The organism is Rossellomorea sp. GCM10028870, from assembly GCF_042666755.1.
In the GTDB taxonomy this organism is placed as follows: domain Bacteria; phylum Bacillota; class Bacilli; order Bacillales; family Bacillaceae_B; genus Rossellomorea.
The window spans coordinates 1,184,660-1,201,069 of record NZ_JBHTGN010000001.1; the positions used below are offsets into that span (position 1 = coordinate 1,184,660).

Genomic DNA, 16,410 nt, shown 5'->3' on the forward strand with positions numbered 1-16,410 from the left:
TTACAAACATAAATTAAACAGTTCCACTTCACCCCCCAGCACTTATACCTATCCACAATATATGCATAATATTTTAACATTCTTACTAATAATTATGAATGATATTTCGGTTATCATAAAAGATAAAACGAATATGAATTCCCTAAGGTCTCATACTCATTTCATTTACACCTTCTCCCTAATCGCTTTCCCCTTCATTCTCGAACCTTCAACCGATTCAACAATCCGATCAAATATCTCCTGCTTTGTCTGCTTCTGCGTAACGTGGACCTCCAAACACTTTGCAAGGCTCATTAAATCGGTTTTTTTCTTTACTGTCTCTTCTCTGAGTAAATACTCTCTCACCTCTTTAACGTTCTCAAACTCTCTAAGTATGGAAGCTATCCTTTCTAATGGATCTATTTCATGAACTCTTCTCTCCATCATGGAAAAGAAACAGGAAATCTTCTTATAAAGGATTTCTTTGGTATCTCGCTTCCCTGTTGTGATATTGATATATTCACAAAATGAGACGAGATCTTTTTTGGAATATTTCTTTAGAAGTGACTCTACATATTCTTCCTTCTCCGCTTCTCTTTGGATTTTGTCTCTGAGCTTTTCAAATTGGAGGTGGCTTTTCGGCTTGGCTTCTATGAATTGAATTTTCCCTCCTCCGTTGATAAACGTATCGTACTGATTAGAAGGAAGGCTTTCAATAAACTTCATAAGTCGGTTCAAGACGATTATCGTTTCTTGTTTAGACATAGGATCCTCCTTCTAGGGGAGCAAGAGACGCAATCTCCTCAACCCAAGGCTTTTTCTCTTAAGAATACGTTGGGGATTCTTACTTAACACTACGTGGGGACCAGACACTGCCAAACTTACAATCAACAGTACTTTCTTCCCGGGATAAGCATATTCTGATGCAATATCGGCCTTTAATGACGTCTTAGCAACACCGCCTTTGTAGTTCATGATGGATAGGGTCGTCATACTGTCGCCTCCGATCAAAAATGTAATGAATTCTTTACTATTGATGTATATGTTATAAGAGGTTGGCTATTGTTATTATTAGCAAAAATGTATTTAAGATTTTTTGAGACATATAAATGAATAAGAAAACTATTCAATGCTAACAAAAGTAATAACTTACTTCTAACAGGAAAGCATTTGGGATTTATTACTATACATCTTCTCTAAACAAGCCCCAATTTCTTTCCACAACAATATGTTCTACCATATCTCCCCCTCTAATAAGTATAACTATAACCTTTTATAGACCAATACTAAGGAGGTACACCAGTGAACGGAACCATCAATCCCATTAAATTGAATGAAGTCATTGAATATGAAGATCTATTTCACGAAGCTTTTAAGGGAACATCGTTAAAGGCAGGACAAGTGACTCAAATTATCTACTGGATAAGGCCAGGGAAATCATTTATCACCTATGATATAATTGACAGGGATAAGAAGTATGTGAATATTAAGGATGCCCCATCCCCACCCTCGATTCAACGAGAAGAGATTAGTTTTAAAACGTTATTTGAGCTGAATCAGCAGGTGGATATTGAGATTGCTGGAATGAAGAGAAATTCTGTCATAGTGGCGATCAACATCACTTGGTCTGATAATGACTGGGTGGTGTCTTATGGGGTGACGGACCTGACAGATACGACGTATTTTGGAGTCCGGGAAGAGTTGTTGGTGAGGTGGAATCCGGAATATGCTGTTTAGAGTTGAAATTTATTAATGATAAACAATAAAGGTGCCAGAGTCCATAATCGGACTCTGGCACCTTCTTTAGATTTATTTGTAGAATACTTTATCTACATTATATTTAGCTTGTAGCTTATTGATGATGTACGTTTCGTAGATGTCACGATCCATAGCGTCTTCTACAATGGCCACATCGATTCGGTAGATTTCACCTCTGTGGTTACGTAGTGGTGAAACGGTATCTTCAAGATGCTTCTTGACTCTTTGTCTTAGCTTTCGTGCTTTACCAACGAAGAGAAGTTCGTCGTTGATGTTGTAAAATAAGATGATGCCGCCTTTATCTCTTGGGATTTCGTGGAGATCGATGAAGCCTTGGATGCTCTTGATCTTTGGTTCTTCTGAGTCTCTTGATTGTTTGCGTTCCGTTATGGAGATATCCGCTTGTGGGATCTGAATTTTTATCATGAATGGTCACGTCCTTTGTTTACTGTAAGAAGTAATGGTAACACATAAAGGATAGAATTACTATACAACGTACCATTTAAAAAAAGATAGTCTTCTCCGCCCTCTTTATGCGTAGCGGAGCCCGATACGATTATTAAACGTCTGATTCTTATTTTTAAACACGAAGAAATTATCTTTAAAATCAATCGTGAGTTCGTGTTCATAGGTATCTTCAAAGTCATCGTCGACGATGAAATCAAAATGATCAGATTGGATGATTTTCTCAGATGAATGAGGTTCTCTATTATCTATCACTTTTATTTCATAAAGATTATTTACTATATCGCAGCTTCCCCGGTCAAGTGATAGCTGAATCATTTTGCCATCAGGGATTTGGTTTAGTTTTTCTATAGCAGGTTGTGTTATTTCTAATTTCATTTTACATTCCTCCTAGTCTGTTAGTGGAACAAGTATGTCTAGATGCTGCTTTAGATTTTCAACGGTGATTGGTAGCTTATCTCCCTCGTCTCCATCGATATTGGCAATCATCTCATAGGTGGATGATGCTTCCAGGTTTGTGACTTTCATATAATGGACGTGTTCGCTTTCTGCGAGTTCTCCTGAAAGGATCTTTGGCAGTAGCAATAGAAAATGTGGCAGGGCCATGTCTTTGATGATAAAGACATGTAGCTTACCGTCATTCACTTTGGCCTCGGGTGCAATGGTTTCCATACCTCCGACAGAGTTTGTCAGGGCAACAAGCATGAGGAGCGCGTCCCCTTCCCAGTCATGGTCGGAATGGACCTTGAGCTCGAACGGCTGCTTCTCCTTCATTTTCTTCATTCCCTCTATTATATATGCAAGAGGACCGAGCTTCGACTTCTGTTCGATGGATGTTGAGAACGATGCTTCTGCCAAAGCGCCGACTGCGATAATATTGATGAAATATCTGTCATTGATTCTTCCAACATCGGTCTTCTGTACATGATTTTGCTTGAATATGTCGATGGCCTCTTCAGGGTCCATAGGAATATTTAAAGCTCGTGCGAAATCGTTGACTGTTCCGAGCGGAATCAGACCAAATAGAGGACGGTGATCCTGCTCAGCTATTCCATTAATGGCTTCATTGATTGTTCCATCACCACCCATGGCTGCGATAAAATCAAACTTTCGTTCACAAGCTTCCCTGGCGAAATCCATTGCATCCCCTTCCCCTTCTGTCATGCGAACCTCTGTTTTATATCCCATTTCATTAATGGTCTCAAGAGCATAATCACGATATTCCTGCCCTTTTTCCTTTCCAGAAGAGGGGTTTACGATTAGCATGGCTTGTTTCACACCGATTCCTCCTTTTAATATGTATACGGTATCTTTACCCTGATTTAGAGGAGTGGAACCTTATGTCTGATTAAAAGATGAATGAAAATACTCACCCAAAAGAAATAAAGAAGTAACACCAAGAAAAAGAACGATTACCTGAATGGCAATCGCTTATTATATCTAATCTAAATATCCTCTAACAAGAAGGAAGTGCAAACATCTTGAAATAGGTTGAAATTTATGTATTATCACAAATGGACCTATAATTGATCATTATTAATCCATCAGACATTTTTAACACTTTGACTATTTTTCATTTCATTACAGTGAGAAATTAAATACTTTAAAAATTTTATTGTTTTATGGATACGCTCGTGTTCCGTATTAAATAGGCTCACCTTCAATCCACTACGGATATTCATTGCTTCCTTTATAATGCTGTGCCATTCTTCAGGAAGATGCTGCAATCCATATTCACCCGCATTTTGCTTGGAGATAATGTCGTATTCACTTAACGTGTAGTATTGACGGAGCAATCCAAGTACGGACCATTCTATTTCAGCATCTATCATGTCAGATCGGAATCTCTTTAACTCTTTAATCGAATTTTCCATCACATGCACCCTTTCTGCCCAGTAGGTATTCATATTGGTAAGAACGTAAGAATATATTTGTTGTGATGAAATGTCTACCTTAAAAGAAGTAGTGTCTGGGCCAATGACGCTAATACCCTTATCCTTAAACAAATACCAAGTGATTGGATTAAAATTAAAATACTCACCAAAATTCAATACACCATTATTGTAGTAAGCATAGTCTTGCTTTTCGTCTATATTGCATATATCATCCTGAATGATATACACCCCATCCATTTCCGGTTTAGGATATTTCAGAGCTAATTCTTTATGTATTAGAGTTAAGATATCAGAATCCTTTTCTGTCATTCGACGGCGTGTAACCGAGATAAAGTCAATATCACTTGAATTATTTACGTACGCATCCAGAACGATGGACCCATGTAAATACAAGCCTTCAATCGTTCTTGGTTGATATTTATTACATAAGGCTAAGTAATCTTGTAAAACTGCTTCCACCATCTTCGGAAATCTTGACAATGCATTTACCTCCTTAATCAATTCAATGTTCTATTCGAAAATTACCTAATTTTCTCGATTTCTTGAATTTTATACTGTCCGCAATCTCTGATCAACATGTGTAGATCCCTTTAATTGTTGAATATATGTTATATAATTCCTTTAATGGGATATTTATTACTACGAACCATGTTAACACTTAATCCCATTTTATTGTAGAGTCAATTAAGATTGAAAAAGAGACGCTTACCAAATCATCACAGGTTAGCGTCCTCTATATCTCTTGATTCATCATATTAATTAAGTTTTAAAATAGTTAATCCTGCACTATTAATGGGAATATTATCGACATTACTGATAAGGTTATCCGCTGTGTGGCCAATGTTTCTAAGTTCTACTATTCCACCTGCTGGTATAGAAACAATCGCTTCTCCATTAACTTGAAAAATCGAATCCAGGGTAACAGGGGCGCTTGTGAATATTCCCAGCTGGTTACCATACCTGCTGGAGGTTACTATTGAACCGTTCATGAATAATGCGTATGCTCCTCCTCTACTAAATCCAATCTTTCCACTAGTAAATATGACATTATAGTTTATTATATAGTCTCCCTCGTTTACTACTATTATAGAAGTTCCAGTATGAATAAAGTCTCCTGCAGAACTAATACCAGTATGATTAAAGAAAACAGGTTGGTCAGGTATTACGAGATCTCCGCCAGTTCTATATACATTACAGTATTTTCGATTGCAAGCGCATTCTCCTTGAAGACCTTGTACACCCTGAGGTCCCGGTTCTCCTTGAACACCCCGTTCGCCTTGAGGCCCTTGCTCTCCTTTAAGCCCCTGTTCACCTTGAGGCCCTTGCTCTCCACGAAGCCCTGGTTCTCCTTGAGGTCCCTGCTCTCCACGAAGTCCTTGCTCACCTTGAAGTCCTGGTTCTCCTTGAGGTCCTTGCTCTCCTTGAAGTCCCCGTTCACCTTGAGGACCTTGCTCTCCACGAAGCCCTGGTTCTCCTTGAGGTCCTTGCTCTCCTTGAAGTCCCCGTTCACCTTGAGGACCTTGCTCTCCACGAAGCCCTTGTTCTCCTTGAGGACCTTGCTCTCCACGAAGCCCTGGTTCTCCTTGAGGTCCTTGCTCTCCACGAAGCCCTGGTTCTCCTTGAGGACCTTGCTCTCCACGAAGCCCTGGTTCTCCTTGAGGACCCTGCTCTCCTTGAAGCCCTTGTCCTGGTTCACCATGAGGACCTTGCTCTCCACGAGGTCCTTGTTCTCCTTGAGGACCCTGCTCTCCACGAAGCCCTTGTTCTCCTTGAGGACCTTGTTCACCCTGAGGTCCTGGTTCACCATGAGGACCCTGTTCTCCACGAGGTCCTTGTCCTCCTTGAGGACCCTGCTTTCCACGAGGTCCCTGTTCTCCTTGAAGCCCTTGTTCTCCACGAAGTCCTTGTTCACCTTGAGGACCCTGCTCTCCACGAAGCCCTTGTTCTCCTTGAGGACCTTGTTCTCCTTGAGGACCTTGTTCACCTTGAGGACCTTGCTCTCCACGAAGCCCTTGTTCTCCTTGAGGACCCTGCTCTCCACGAAGCCCTTGTTCTCCTTGAGGACCTTGTTCACCCTGGGTACCTGGTTCACCATGAGGACCCTGTTCTCCACGAGGTCCTTGTTCTCCTTGAGGACCTTGAGAACCTTGATCCCCCTGAGGCCCTTTTTCCCCTTGTATAATTGGGACTTCTTGAGAAACTAAATCTCCTTGAGCTACTCTCTTTCCTCGTTTATCGCTTTTTTTCTTACAGTCTTTATCCTTTTCTTTTTGATCGCTTTTTTTCTTAGATTTATCACGCTTGTCTTCCCTTTTAGATGCCAATTTACTCACCTTCTTTTCATATATCGATAAATTAATCCTATTAATCAAATGATGAATAACTAAACAGAATTACTATAGTATATGAGAAATAATGAGAGCAGGTGTAGACAAACATCCTTTTGTTCCATAAATCAACGATAGTCCTATGTATTTGAACTATACTATATATTAGTAAATTACTATGAGGGATAAGATGGACTTTTTAGTGGGGAAAGGTAGTTGGGAATTTAAGTGTTATGGAAAACGGTAAATAACGCAATCAATAAATATTTACACAGTCTTGAAATGGAGACGATTAGCAGAAGTAGCTTCTCCGCCTTTTTCACCAATCTCTTGATAGAACTTTTTGTCATGGGATCTTGTAGTCTTTTATCACATTTAAAGCGTCTTACTGGACTCATATCTCCTTTACGAAATTTCAGCATTTGGCTCGGTTACAAAAGGGGATCTATCTCCATACAATATAAAAAAAGTAAAATGTCTACCAAGTAAAGGGGTGATTACCGGTGGAAAATCTTTTTAACGGAAATTTGAAAATTACTAAGAAAGACCTGGCAGCCTTTGAAATGATTGGTGACGGGAAAGATGGAGAAATCTACAAGGTAGCAGATGACAAAGTTGTAAAGTACTTCTTTAAAGAAGAAACACATCAGCGTGAACTTGAGGCGATGCAAATAGGTCAGACTTCGTCCATTATGCCTCGTCTTTATGAATTCGGTGATAATTATATTGTCATGGAGTTTGTTAAAGGAATATCCCTTGCCCGTCACATGAAACGACAGGGCCACATTGATGAAGACATGACTAAAAAGATTTTATTCGTTCTAGATGAGTTTAAGAGATTAGGCTTTACGAGATGGGATACAGAGGTTCGCCATATGTTAATGAATGAAGAAGGCGAATTCAAAGTGATTGATCACAAGCGAGCGTTTACATCTGACTCTCCTGTTCCAACAAAACTGTTCAAAGGGATGAAGAAATTTGGTTTAACAGGAGAGTTCCTGGAACATGTTAAGAATTTAAACCCAAAGCTCCATGATGCTTGGAAGAAGCATAAGTAGTTCCATACATGATGAAGGTCTTAGTAGAATATCATAGAGATGAAAACGTTCTTTCCATTAATAAAGATCGGGATAGGACGTTTTCGTTTTCAAAGAAATTGTTTAGGACAAGGACCCATAAGAACCAAAAAAAGGGTAGTACTTTCCCTAAAAAGTACTACCCCCAAACCGATTTATTTTTCAAATGATTAAACTTTTTTCACCGTTACCCTATCCAAGTGAGTGAATAAAACGTCACCGTTACCATTAGACCATACTAAATAGTGATCTTCAGCTTTAATGAATGTTCCGTCGCAGTCTATTTTTTCTGCTCCAGACAAAACCTCGATTTTATCACCAAGCTTGAGTACTTTATTAAGTTTATCGGAAAATCCCATATTGCCTCCTCCTTTCTTCCCTGTGATTCATCAGTCTATATATTTATATTAATAAATAAGGAATTTGATAGGGCTATTACCTATCATTTTCTTTTTTAAAAAAAAATGACTGGAGAGCATCCAGTCATTTTTTGTGTTCTAAATAATGTTCACTAAATCTTACGAACAGTTACATTATCTAGATTAGAAGTGTTGATATGGCCATCATCGTCAGACCAAACAACGAAGTTATCGCTTGCGTAAATATAAGAACCTTCTTCGATTTCTTCGTCACCAGATAGGACCTCGATTTTATCACCTAGAGATAAAATTTTATTAAGAAAATCTGCCATACTTCCACCATTAAACAAATGAGACATTATGTTTCCTCCTTTCTGTATTTACTCTATTTTTATGCTGAATCGCTAAATGCGTAAAGGCAGATAACTAGATTCCATAAAAAAATTTCGTTTTTAAGTCAATTACTAGACTAATTTCATTCTTTATTATCTTCTGACATTGAGTTGATAGGTGAATGTTCCGAGTCATTTTCTAAGAAGCTTTCCTCCGCAAACAGTAAACCCTCATCTTGTTTTTCGGGTATTTCAACCACCTCGGAATCTCCAAACAAATCACCTTCTTCATCTACTAGTGAAGGAGCCTGGTGCTCCTCAGATGTTTCAATGTCTTCGTCTTCCTTTGAAAACTCATCAGATTCATTATTGTTTTCGAAAATCATCTCTTCATCTGTTACATCAGTATGATTCTCAACCGTGTCCAATTGAAGAGTATACTCCTCTTCCCCATCTGAACCGTCATCTTCTACGTCTGCCTTTTCATCAGAGGAACTGTGTAATGAGTGTTCCAATTCATTACCGGATCCATAGGAATTTTCTTCAGTGGAATTCTCATCTTCAATTTCTTCATTTTCACTGTTTACTTGTAGAAGATTTAGATTCAACTGGTATCTTTCCTCAATCTCATGTTCTTCTTTTTCAAGCTTTACAAAATTCACGACTTCTTCATTAACGCCGGATCGTTCTTTCTTTCCAGCCTTTTTCTGTGGAGCTTTTTCTTTCTTATCTTTTTGCTTATCATCTCTGTGTTTCTTATCTTTTTGCTTTTTATCGTTTTTGTTATCATCTCTGTGTTTCTTACCCTTTTGCTTCTTATCGATTTCGTTATCATCTTTATGATTCTTATCATTTTCTTTCTGCTTTTTCTTCCGCTTGGAACCAATTTTCCTTACACTGATCGGACCGCATAAATCTGTGAAGTTGACGTTTGCTTTATGATCCATCCAGATGAGAATATTATCGAAAGCTGCTACAAATGTTCCTCCGCAGCCAATCATTTCATCCTCAAAGAAAACTTCAAGATGATCTCCAAGATTGAACATTGAATTCAAGACCCCTTCAACGGATTTACACGGAAGGCAGTCAAAATCTGGATCTGGACAATGCTTTTCATGACAATGCTTTTCATGATCATTTGAACATTCGTCATGATCGTTTGGATCTCCTTCACAGTACTCATCTGTTTCATGAGGATCTCCTATACATAATTTCTCTTGCTCATCAGGTTCTCCAACGCACAACTCATCTTGTTCATCAGGATCTCCTTCACAATTCTCTTCATCGTCGTAATGATCATAATATCTTCTCGAGAAATCATCAAACTCGTTTACCATATGTGTTCCCACTCCTTTACATTTTGTCTACAATTCATAATCAATATATGTATGTGAAAAAGGAATGTATAGCCTATTTTTGTGGTATAATCCCAAATTCCGCTCACTCTAATCGGGCTTTTGAATAGGTTATAAATAGATACAAAGACGTGGAGTGAAGCACATGCCCAATTGTTATCTTTTTATAAATGAACATATTCTGCCAAGGATCTTTTCCTCCATTTATTACGATGACTTTCTGATCCCTTGTCACAATCAATCCATCTTTGTGAGCTATCAAAATCACAAAAAGGAACATGTAACTTATTCTGTAGAACAACTGCAAAGTGCTGTTTATATTGATCAAACTCATATTTCTCAAATGATACAAAATATGATGAGCAGCTTAAACGTAACTACTACTCATCATCAAACAATTGAACGGCCTACCTTCGACATCACTCTTCAAAATGAAGATCAACCCAGCCTGATTATCTCTCGAATATCTAAGCCTCGTCGCCGTAAAAGGCGTGGGAAATGTCCGCGGTTACTATCACGTGAGGTACAATCATTCGAAAGAATCAATTATATAGATCACAATAACAGTCTTCACCAATCAAAATATCAAGCTAATGCGCCACCAGTACAACATATTCAGAAAAATCATTCACCCAATACCCACTCTGACAAAGGTAAAAATAAAGATGATTTTATCCAAAAGAAACTTGATCAGGAGAAGCCATCGAGAAAAGATATATATCAAATAAAACAAAAATCCTATACAAAGGGTCACTATGATCAATCGGTTAACGATAAGATATCTCATGAGGAAAAAACACATAATCATAAGGAGCATGAACTGAAAACTAAGCATCCTACCTCCTCTTTAAAATCAGATGTTCCTAAACAAACTTCCACTGCTGGTTCATCCATTGAAAATATAAAATGTGACTCTAATCTGATTGAAAAAGAAGTCAATCTTTATACCAGTTTAAAGAAAAATGAAGTGGATAAAGACATTCATATCCACTCCTCGATGGAGATTGGTACTGACGTAATACAACCGAAGAATTCGCACGAAAAATCACACCCCTACGTAGCAAAAGGAGATATTCCATCTGAAAAAATCCTACAAAAAAATGTAAAATCAAAATCTCCTACTGAATTTGATTTCCTAGGCTCGAACTCACCGGCTAATGAAGTCAAATACCATCTAAATCGCACTGACTTCCGGCCAAAAAAGATCGTTAATGAAGATAAGAAGTCTGCAGATTTCAATTTCGACATCCTTAGCTCGAACCCGCTAGCCGAAGAAGTGAAATATCACCTGAATCGCACTGACTTCCGGCCCAAAAAGATCGTTAATGAAGATAAGAAGGCTGCAGATTTCAATTTCGACATCCTTAGCTCGAAACCGCCAGCCAAAGAAGTGAAATATCATCTAAATCGCACTGACTTCCGGCCCAAAAAGATCGTTAATGAAGATAAGGAGAAGGCTGCAGATTTCAATTTCGACATCCTTAGCTCGAAACCGCCAGCCAAAGAAGTGAAATATCATCTAAATCGCACTGACTTCCGGCCCAAAAAGATCGTTAATGAAGATAAGGAGAAGGCTGCAGATTTCAATTTCGATATTCTTAGCTCGAATCCGCCAGCTGAAGAAGTAAAAAAGGACATCAAATGTACAGAGCACTCACCTATTGAAATAGCAAAAGACGAAAAAAAATCTACTACATCTACTTATGAAGCCCAATTTGATATCTTACACTCTAAGTCACTGACTAAAGAAATGAAAAACGGCATTAAACGTACAGAGCACTCACCTATTGAAATAGCAAAAGACGAAAAAAAATCTACTACGTCTACTAATGAAGCCCAATTTGATATCTTACACTCTAAGTCACCAACTAAAGAAGTGAAAAACGGCATTAAACGTACAGAGCACTCACCTAATAAAATAGCAAAAGACGAAAAAAAATCTGCTACATCTACTGATGAAACCCAATTTGATATCTTACACTCTCATTCCCCAGCTAAAGAAGTGAAATACCACCTAAAACGCTCTGACGTCATGCCTAATAAAATCATTAGTGAAAAGACAAAAATTACACAGAGTCCCAAAGATAACCAATTCGAGATTCTAAGCTCTCACTCAGGAAATGTTAAAAACCAAGTCAAATACAGTAATAAACCAAAAACAATCGTAAAAGACGATGAAAAAACGACCAAAGAACACGATTTTGACATTTTAAACGACAACACCTCATCTAACCAACCGAAAAAAGAACCATTCTACCAAACTACTAATAAAGAGGCTGGTAAACGAGTCTCTCCTGCTCCTCTTGACATGGATACAGACAATTACTCGCATACAACGATCTTGAATAAATATTTCACACTGGGTGACAAAATCAATGTATATGCGGGAAGTAAATTACTTGATCAGCAAGGAACATTTTTAATAGCCGGACCTGATTTCTTCATATGGATTGATGGTGATGGGTATGTACGGTTACAAATTATCAGCGGCGGAATTAGCATTGGTCAAACGGCAAGGAAAAAATAAGAAACAGACATTAGCCCTGTGCTAGTGTCTGTTTCGACAATATAGAAGGATACATATAGTAATGTAATAGAGATTAGAATGGGGTGAAGGGAATGAAAGAAACTGTATTGGTCATAGCAGCACATCCAGATGATGAACTACTTGGTACAGCGGGTACGCTAAAAAGGCTAGTGGATCAAGGTAATAGAGTCGTCTCGATCATTACAGCAAACGGAAGAAAGGAAGAAGCTCATCATATTCAGCAGCTTGCCCGGAAAGCAAACAAAGAAATCGGGATAAAAGAAGTTATTTTTTTGGAGCATCCAAATCTGGAATTAGAAATGATGGCTCTTCATCTTTTTACAAAAGAAATTGAAAAATTAATTGATATCTATCAACCAAGCAAGATTTTTACCCACCATTACGGTGATGTGAATCGAGATCACCAAATCACCTTTCAAGCTGTATTAACAGCAGTTCGTCCGGTGCCAAATAAACAACCGATTGAACTGATCACATTTGAAACGGTTTCCTCAAGTGAATGGAACACTCAGACAAATGACAAGCAATTCAAACCGAATTATTATGTGAACATTTCAACAGTGATTGATCAGAAAATTGCTTCCTTAAAACATTATGATGTTGAAATGAGAGAATTTCCACATCCACGTTCCTATGAGGGAGTCAAACATTTAGCAAGTGTCCGCGGAATGACGGTCGGGGTACCGTATGCGGAAGCATTTGAAGTCATTAGGAGGGTCTGGAAATGAAGGAACTATATTTTCCCTATCCTTACCTTGTTTCTGCACTCGATAAATATTATGGAGTAAAGGCAAAACCAATAACGGCAAAAACCATGGATTCAGGTACGGATTCAAAACGAAAAAAGAAAGAGCGCAAATCGAAAGTAAAGACTAAAAAGCTGAAAGGTAAACGCGGCGGCGGAAAGAAACTATCCATTCTGATAGCGACATTTTGGGACTATCCCCACACAGGGGGTCTTTCCAACTATATCACTACTTTGCGAGAAGGCTTGCGGGCTTTAGGACACAAAGTGGATATCATTGCTCCAAACCATTTTACTCAAATAAAAGCAGAGAAAATTCGTGAAGTGGTTGTTCCTGAATTAAAGACCTTTTTCAAGGAACGGTATGGAACGTACACAAGTAAAATTATTCAAAGCTGCCGTCTCCTCTACATTTATGAGCAGATGATGCAAACCGTTAAGTTGGAGAAATACGACATTCTCCATGCTCAGGATTTATTCACAGCCAATATATTAGGTAGATTTAATGAAGACTTAGGTAAACCACTTCTTTTCACCCCTCATGGTATGTTCACCTTTAGCAGGGTCAAGTTCAACCGAATTGAAAGAGGTTCTGAGGAGGAGGTTTATTACAAAGAAATTGAGAGAAAAGCGATTGAATATGCAACTCATATGGTCATTTTAAGTGACTCTTTCCGTGATCCATTAAGCTTACTGGGTGCGAAATCTGCAAAACTTACCACCGTCAACACGGGGATTGATTTTAAATCCGTTGCCCGGAGTGAAACGAGAGGGAAAATTGTGATTTCATGTATAGCAAGGCTTGGACCAAGAAAAGGACATTCAGATTTATTAAATGCTCTTTCTCGAATAAATGGAGCAATTCATGGTGTCGAAGTGCAAATTGTTGGAGATGGAGAAATGCGTGAAGCCCTGGAAGCTCAAGTCCAATCGTTAAGACTATCCAACGTACACTTCTTAGGTAAACGAGATGATGTCCCTTCCATATTAAGTAAAACTGATATTTTTGTTCTGCCAACCATCAATGACAATTTACCGATTTCCATCATTGAAGCCATGCATAGCGGTGCAGCGATACTTACAACCAATTGTGGTGGAATTACAGAAATCATTCACCATAATGAAACCGGAATCATTGTAGAGCCGGGTAATGTAAATCAGTTAGCAACTCAACTAAAGAACCTAATTGGAAATGAGGCATTGCGAAAGAAACTTGGCAACAATGCGTATCAATATGCCAAGAACCATCTCACACGTCAAGCCATGGTTGACAAAATTGAAGAGATTTACCAAGATCTATTAGCTTCGGGAGGAGAATAATGATGTCATCACACCCAGCTGTTGTTCTTGATTTAAGTGCCAATGGAGTTGGTATCATTCATGCTCTTTCTCGAAAAGGAATTGATGTATATGCATTTGATACAGAAGGTCCCTATTCTAGAGGGAAATCCAGACTTGCCACTTGTGGGGTATGTCCAAGCCCCTTACATCAAGAAGCCGAGCTGCTTTCTTTTTTAAAAGGAGTAGCGAAGAATCTTGATGAGAAACCCGTGCTATACGCAGGTGCAGATGATTATGTTGTCTTTATCTCTAAATACAGAAACGAATTATCTCAGTACTATTTGTTTCTATATCCGGATCACTCTCTAATTATGGATTTATTAGATAAGAAGAAAACCTATGAATTAGCATTACAATATAATATCCCAACCGCAAAGACCTTTTTTGTGGAAAACGAAGAGCAGCTTGATGATGCGATTACTCAATTAGAATTCCCGTGTATTTTAAAACCTGTGTTCGGACATGAATTCAGAAAACATGTGAATAAAAAGGCCATTCATATCCAGGACGCCATTCAATTAAAGAAAGTCTTTCCTATCTATCGGAAGTTTGGAGAGCTTATTATTCAAGAAATCATACCCGGAGACAACCAATGTTTCTATAAAGTGGCTACATTTTTTGATGATGAAATGGAATTACTAGCCCTTTTCACTCTTCAAAAAAACCACCAGTTCCCTGCACAATTTGGAACGGGAGCACATATTGTGAGCAAACGAATACCTGATCTGGTTGAAGTCGGTGTTCCACTTTTGAAAGAGTTAGGACTAAACGGAGTAAGCATGATCGAATATAAAAAGGATCCCCGGGATGGACAATATAAGCTCATTGAAATCAATCCCAGGTTCTGGTTGACTCATAGTTTAACAGGTCATTCCGGAGTCGACTTTGCCCATCAGTATTATCTGTACCTTACTGGTCAACATCCTACTCCTCAACTGCAGCAAATTGACGGGGTTCAATGGATTTACATTGTACGTTACTTCCTCACCTTTCTTGAAAAACGAAAGAATGGTGAAATGAGCATTAAAGACTTCTTTAATGGGTTCAGAGGTAAAAAGGTATTCGCCCTTCTTGCCTTTGATGACCCTATGCCATTCATCAGGAGTACCACGTCTCACCTGTGGAATGCTTGGAAAAGAAAACGAAAGGAGTGACTTTAGTTTGTACACACCACAAGAAGTGTATGCCATGTTTCATAAGCATGGCATCGAAGAAAAACTCTCAACATCACTTGGGAATAAAGTGTCCATTCATGCTGCATCAATCCAAAACCTTAAATCAACAAAAAGGAGCAGCATTTATCAGCTTCAGCTACAGAAACAAACAGACATCTTCCCCATCATCTTTAAAATCTACCATTCTACCAAATACAAAAATGAAGTCGAAATCAATGTTTACAGCCAAGCCTACCCATTCTTAAAAGAGTTTCTTCCTGAAATCTACTTGATGGAGAAACAGGGAAGTGACACCTGGGTATTCATGGAGTTTGTTCGTCAAATCCGGGGGCAGCTTACCTTTACACCTAAGCACTTTGATTACATTATCCCAACACTTGCCAAACTTCATGCCCACACGTACGAAGGAAAATTCACGAAAGAAAAAAACATTTTTCAGTCTTGGTTTCCCATCTACAGCTCGATAAAAATGAAAAAAGACCGGGAAAAATTCATCTCTAATACGATGACATTTCTTGACGATGCCAAGAAGGATAAACAATTGAAAGACATCATCAAACCACATTACAAATCATTAAAAAATCTGTACAGCCACGGTCCCGACTTTTTCCCGGAATTAATGGACAGCGGCTTCTCGATTACCCATGGAGATCTTCATATGCAGAATATCTGTTCAAAAGATGTAAGCAAAAATCAACCTTGGGAGATTCAATTCATCGATTGGGAATCAGCCAAATTTTCCCCGACATGGTTTGACATGATTGTATTGGTAGAGATTTTACTAGCCTTCAGGAAGGATTGGCAAAGCAATGCTGAAGAGATTCGTACCCATGCGGTTGACGTGTATACGAATGAAATGAAGAAATATGGAATCGACTTTTATACCAAACCGATTCATCTGTACAAAATGGCGTACCTTCAACGAACTCTCGAAAAAGGATTACACACTCAGCTTAGACGTATCTTTGACAATCGAGGCGGTGAGCTTCTCCCTTACCATTTAGAGAAAATATCAACCTGGGGAAGTGAACTGGGAATCTATAAATAGAAGAAAG

Annotated in this window: 18 protein-coding genes and 1 pseudogene; 7 read left to right on the plus strand and 12 right to left on the minus strand. The window is 38.5% G+C overall.

Annotation, left to right across the window (positions count from 1 at the left end; genetic code table 11):
• Positions 1–165: 165 nt before the first annotated feature.
• Positions 166–744, minus strand: coding sequence for a hypothetical protein (locus ACFQWC_RS06240; RefSeq protein ID WP_377106530.1), 579 nt, complete (start codon positions 742–744; stop codon positions 166–168).
• 12 nt (positions 745–756) lie between these two features.
• Entirely contained in the window at positions 757–972 is a 216-nt protein-coding gene (locus ACFQWC_RS06245) for a P-loop NTPase family protein (RefSeq protein ID WP_377106532.1), read from the minus strand.
• Positions 973–1,281: 309 nt separating this feature from the next.
• Here ACFQWC_RS06245 and ACFQWC_RS06250 point away from each other — a divergent pair, with 309 nt between their 5' ends.
• Positions 1,282–1,716 carry a hypothetical protein gene (locus tag ACFQWC_RS06250; protein WP_377106534.1) on the plus strand — a complete coding sequence of 145 codons (435 nt, stop codon included), beginning with the start codon at positions 1,282–1,284 and terminating at the stop codon, positions 1,714–1,716.
• A 72-nt stretch (positions 1,717–1,788) separates the two neighbouring features.
• Here the strand turns inward: ACFQWC_RS06250 and ACFQWC_RS06255 are convergent, their stop codons facing one another.
• The 7 genes and pseudogenes from ACFQWC_RS06255 to ACFQWC_RS06285 form a co-directional block, all read right to left on the minus strand.
• Positions 1,789–2,163: a nucleotide excision repair endonuclease gene (locus tag ACFQWC_RS06255; RefSeq protein WP_299736832.1), complete on the minus strand. Its 375-nt coding sequence runs from the start codon at positions 2,161–2,163 to the stop codon at positions 1,789–1,791.
• Positions 2,164–2,268: 105 nt separating this feature from the next.
• On the minus strand, positions 2,269–2,580 hold the full coding sequence (locus ACFQWC_RS06260) for an iron-sulfur cluster biosynthesis family protein (protein ID WP_299736830.1): 312 nt from the start codon (positions 2,578–2,580) through the stop codon (positions 2,269–2,271).
• A gap of 12 nt (positions 2,581–2,592) precedes the next feature.
• Positions 2,593–3,480: a diacylglycerol/lipid kinase family protein gene (locus ACFQWC_RS06265; protein WP_377106537.1), complete on the minus strand. Its 888-nt coding sequence runs from the start codon at positions 3,478–3,480 to the stop codon at positions 2,593–2,595.
• Between the two features lie 266 nt (positions 3,481–3,746).
• Positions 3,747–4,577: an aminoglycoside adenylyltransferase domain-containing protein gene (locus ACFQWC_RS06270; protein ID WP_377106539.1), complete on the minus strand. Its 831-nt coding sequence runs from the start codon at positions 4,575–4,577 to the stop codon at positions 3,747–3,749.
• Between the two features lie 275 nt (positions 4,578–4,852).
• Positions 4,853–5,086 (minus strand): hypothetical protein, encoded by a 234-nt coding sequence (locus ACFQWC_RS06275; RefSeq protein ID WP_299736824.1) that lies wholly within the window; start codon positions 5,084–5,086, stop codon positions 4,853–4,855.
• Positions 5,087–5,259: 173 nt separating this feature from the next.
• Positions 5,260–6,210 carry a hypothetical protein gene (locus tag ACFQWC_RS06280; protein WP_377106541.1) on the minus strand — a complete coding sequence of 317 codons (951 nt, stop codon included), beginning with the start codon at positions 6,208–6,210 and terminating at the stop codon, positions 5,260–5,262.
• A gap of 481 nt (positions 6,211–6,691) precedes the next feature.
• A pseudogene (locus ACFQWC_RS06285) lies at positions 6,692–6,778 on the minus strand (KGG domain-containing protein); the annotation flags it as partial.
• Between the two features lie 149 nt (positions 6,779–6,927).
• Here ACFQWC_RS06285 and ACFQWC_RS06290 point away from each other — a divergent pair.
• A complete protein-coding gene (locus tag ACFQWC_RS06290) occupies positions 6,928–7,482 on the plus strand; it encodes a serine/threonine-protein kinase (protein WP_377106543.1) in 555 nt (184 codons plus the stop codon).
• A gap of 188 nt (positions 7,483–7,670) precedes the next feature.
• Here ACFQWC_RS06290 and ACFQWC_RS06295 read toward each other — a convergent pair whose 3' ends face one another.
• From ACFQWC_RS06295 to ACFQWC_RS06305, 3 genes are all read right to left on the minus strand, one after another.
• Complete coding sequence (locus tag ACFQWC_RS06295; protein WP_044337158.1) at positions 7,671–7,859, minus strand: hypothetical protein; 189 nt, start codon at positions 7,857–7,859, stop codon at positions 7,671–7,673.
• 152 nt (positions 7,860–8,011) lie between these two features.
• Positions 8,012–8,218 (minus strand): hypothetical protein, encoded by a 207-nt coding sequence (locus tag ACFQWC_RS06300; RefSeq protein ID WP_377106545.1) that lies wholly within the window; start codon positions 8,216–8,218, stop codon positions 8,012–8,014.
• A gap of 116 nt (positions 8,219–8,334) precedes the next feature.
• Positions 8,335–9,528 (minus strand): hypothetical protein, encoded by a 1,194-nt coding sequence (locus ACFQWC_RS06305; protein ID WP_377106547.1) that lies wholly within the window; start codon positions 9,526–9,528, stop codon positions 8,335–8,337.
• Between the two features lie 163 nt (positions 9,529–9,691).
• Here ACFQWC_RS06305 and ACFQWC_RS06310 point away from each other — a divergent pair, with 163 nt between their 5' ends.
• The 5 genes from ACFQWC_RS06310 to ACFQWC_RS06330 all read left to right on the plus strand — a co-directional run bounded on the left by ACFQWC_RS06310 (position 9,692) and on the right by ACFQWC_RS06330 (position 16,403).
• Positions 9,692–12,073 carry a hypothetical protein gene (locus ACFQWC_RS06310; RefSeq protein ID WP_377106549.1) on the plus strand — a complete coding sequence of 794 codons (2,382 nt, stop codon included), beginning with the start codon at positions 9,692–9,694 and terminating at the stop codon, positions 12,071–12,073.
• Between the two features lie 92 nt (positions 12,074–12,165).
• A complete protein-coding gene (locus ACFQWC_RS06315) occupies positions 12,166–12,822 on the plus strand; it encodes a PIG-L deacetylase family protein (protein WP_299741265.1) in 657 nt (218 codons plus the stop codon).
• Entirely contained in the window at positions 12,819–14,159 is a 1,341-nt protein-coding gene (locus ACFQWC_RS06320; RefSeq protein ID WP_377106551.1) for a glycosyltransferase family 4 protein, read from the plus strand. Before ACFQWC_RS06315 ends, ACFQWC_RS06320 begins: the two co-directional genes overlap by 4 nt.
• On the plus strand, positions 14,159–15,334 hold the full coding sequence (locus ACFQWC_RS06325) for a carboxylate--amine ligase (RefSeq protein ID WP_299741263.1): 1,176 nt from the start codon (positions 14,159–14,161) through the stop codon (positions 15,332–15,334). The genes ACFQWC_RS06320 and ACFQWC_RS06325 overlap by 1 nt, the downstream gene beginning before the upstream one ends.
• A 7-nt stretch (positions 15,335–15,341) precedes the next feature.
• Positions 15,342–16,403, plus strand: coding sequence for a phosphotransferase (locus ACFQWC_RS06330; RefSeq protein ID WP_377106553.1), 1,062 nt, complete (start codon positions 15,342–15,344; stop codon positions 16,401–16,403).
• Positions 16,404–16,410: the final 7 nt, after the last annotated feature.

Excerpts from the sequence above, each read along its gene's own strand:
- ACFQWC_RS06240 (WP_377106530.1), bottom strand. The coding sequence starts at position 744 with ATGTCTAAACAAGAAACGATAATCGTCTTGAACCGACTTATGAAGTTT.
- ACFQWC_RS06245 (WP_377106532.1), bottom strand. The coding sequence starts at position 972 with ATGACGACCCTATCCATCATGAACTACAAAGGCGGTGTTGCTAAGACG.
- ACFQWC_RS06255 (WP_299736832.1), bottom strand. The coding sequence starts at position 2,163 with ATGATAAAAATTCAGATCCCACAAGCGGATATCTCCATAACGGAACGC.
- ACFQWC_RS06260 (WP_299736830.1), bottom strand. The coding sequence starts at position 2,580 with ATGAAATTAGAAATAACACAACCTGCTATAGAAAAACTAAACCAAATC.
- ACFQWC_RS06275 (WP_299736824.1), bottom strand. The coding sequence starts at position 5,086 with ATGAACGGTTCAATAGTAACCTCCAGCAGGTATGGTAACCAGCTGGGA.
- ACFQWC_RS06295 (WP_044337158.1), bottom strand. The coding sequence starts at position 7,859 with ATGGGATTTTCCGATAAACTTAATAAAGTACTCAAGCTTGGTGATAAA.
- ACFQWC_RS06300 (WP_377106545.1), bottom strand. The coding sequence starts at position 8,218 with ATGTCTCATTTGTTTAATGGTGGAAGTATGGCAGATTTTCTTAATAAA.
- ACFQWC_RS06305 (WP_377106547.1), bottom strand. The coding sequence starts at position 9,528 with ATGGTAAACGAGTTTGATGATTTCTCGAGAAGATATTATGATCATTAC.
- ACFQWC_RS06310 (WP_377106549.1), top strand. The coding sequence starts at position 9,692 with ATGCCCAATTGTTATCTTTTTATAAATGAACATATTCTGCCAAGGATC.
- ACFQWC_RS06315 (WP_299741265.1), top strand. The coding sequence starts at position 12,166 with ATGAAAGAAACTGTATTGGTCATAGCAGCACATCCAGATGATGAACTA.
- ACFQWC_RS06320 (WP_377106551.1), top strand. The coding sequence starts at position 12,819 with ATGAAGGAACTATATTTTCCCTATCCTTACCTTGTTTCTGCACTCGAT.
- ACFQWC_RS06325 (WP_299741263.1), top strand. The coding sequence starts at position 14,159 with ATGATGTCATCACACCCAGCTGTTGTTCTTGATTTAAGTGCCAATGGA.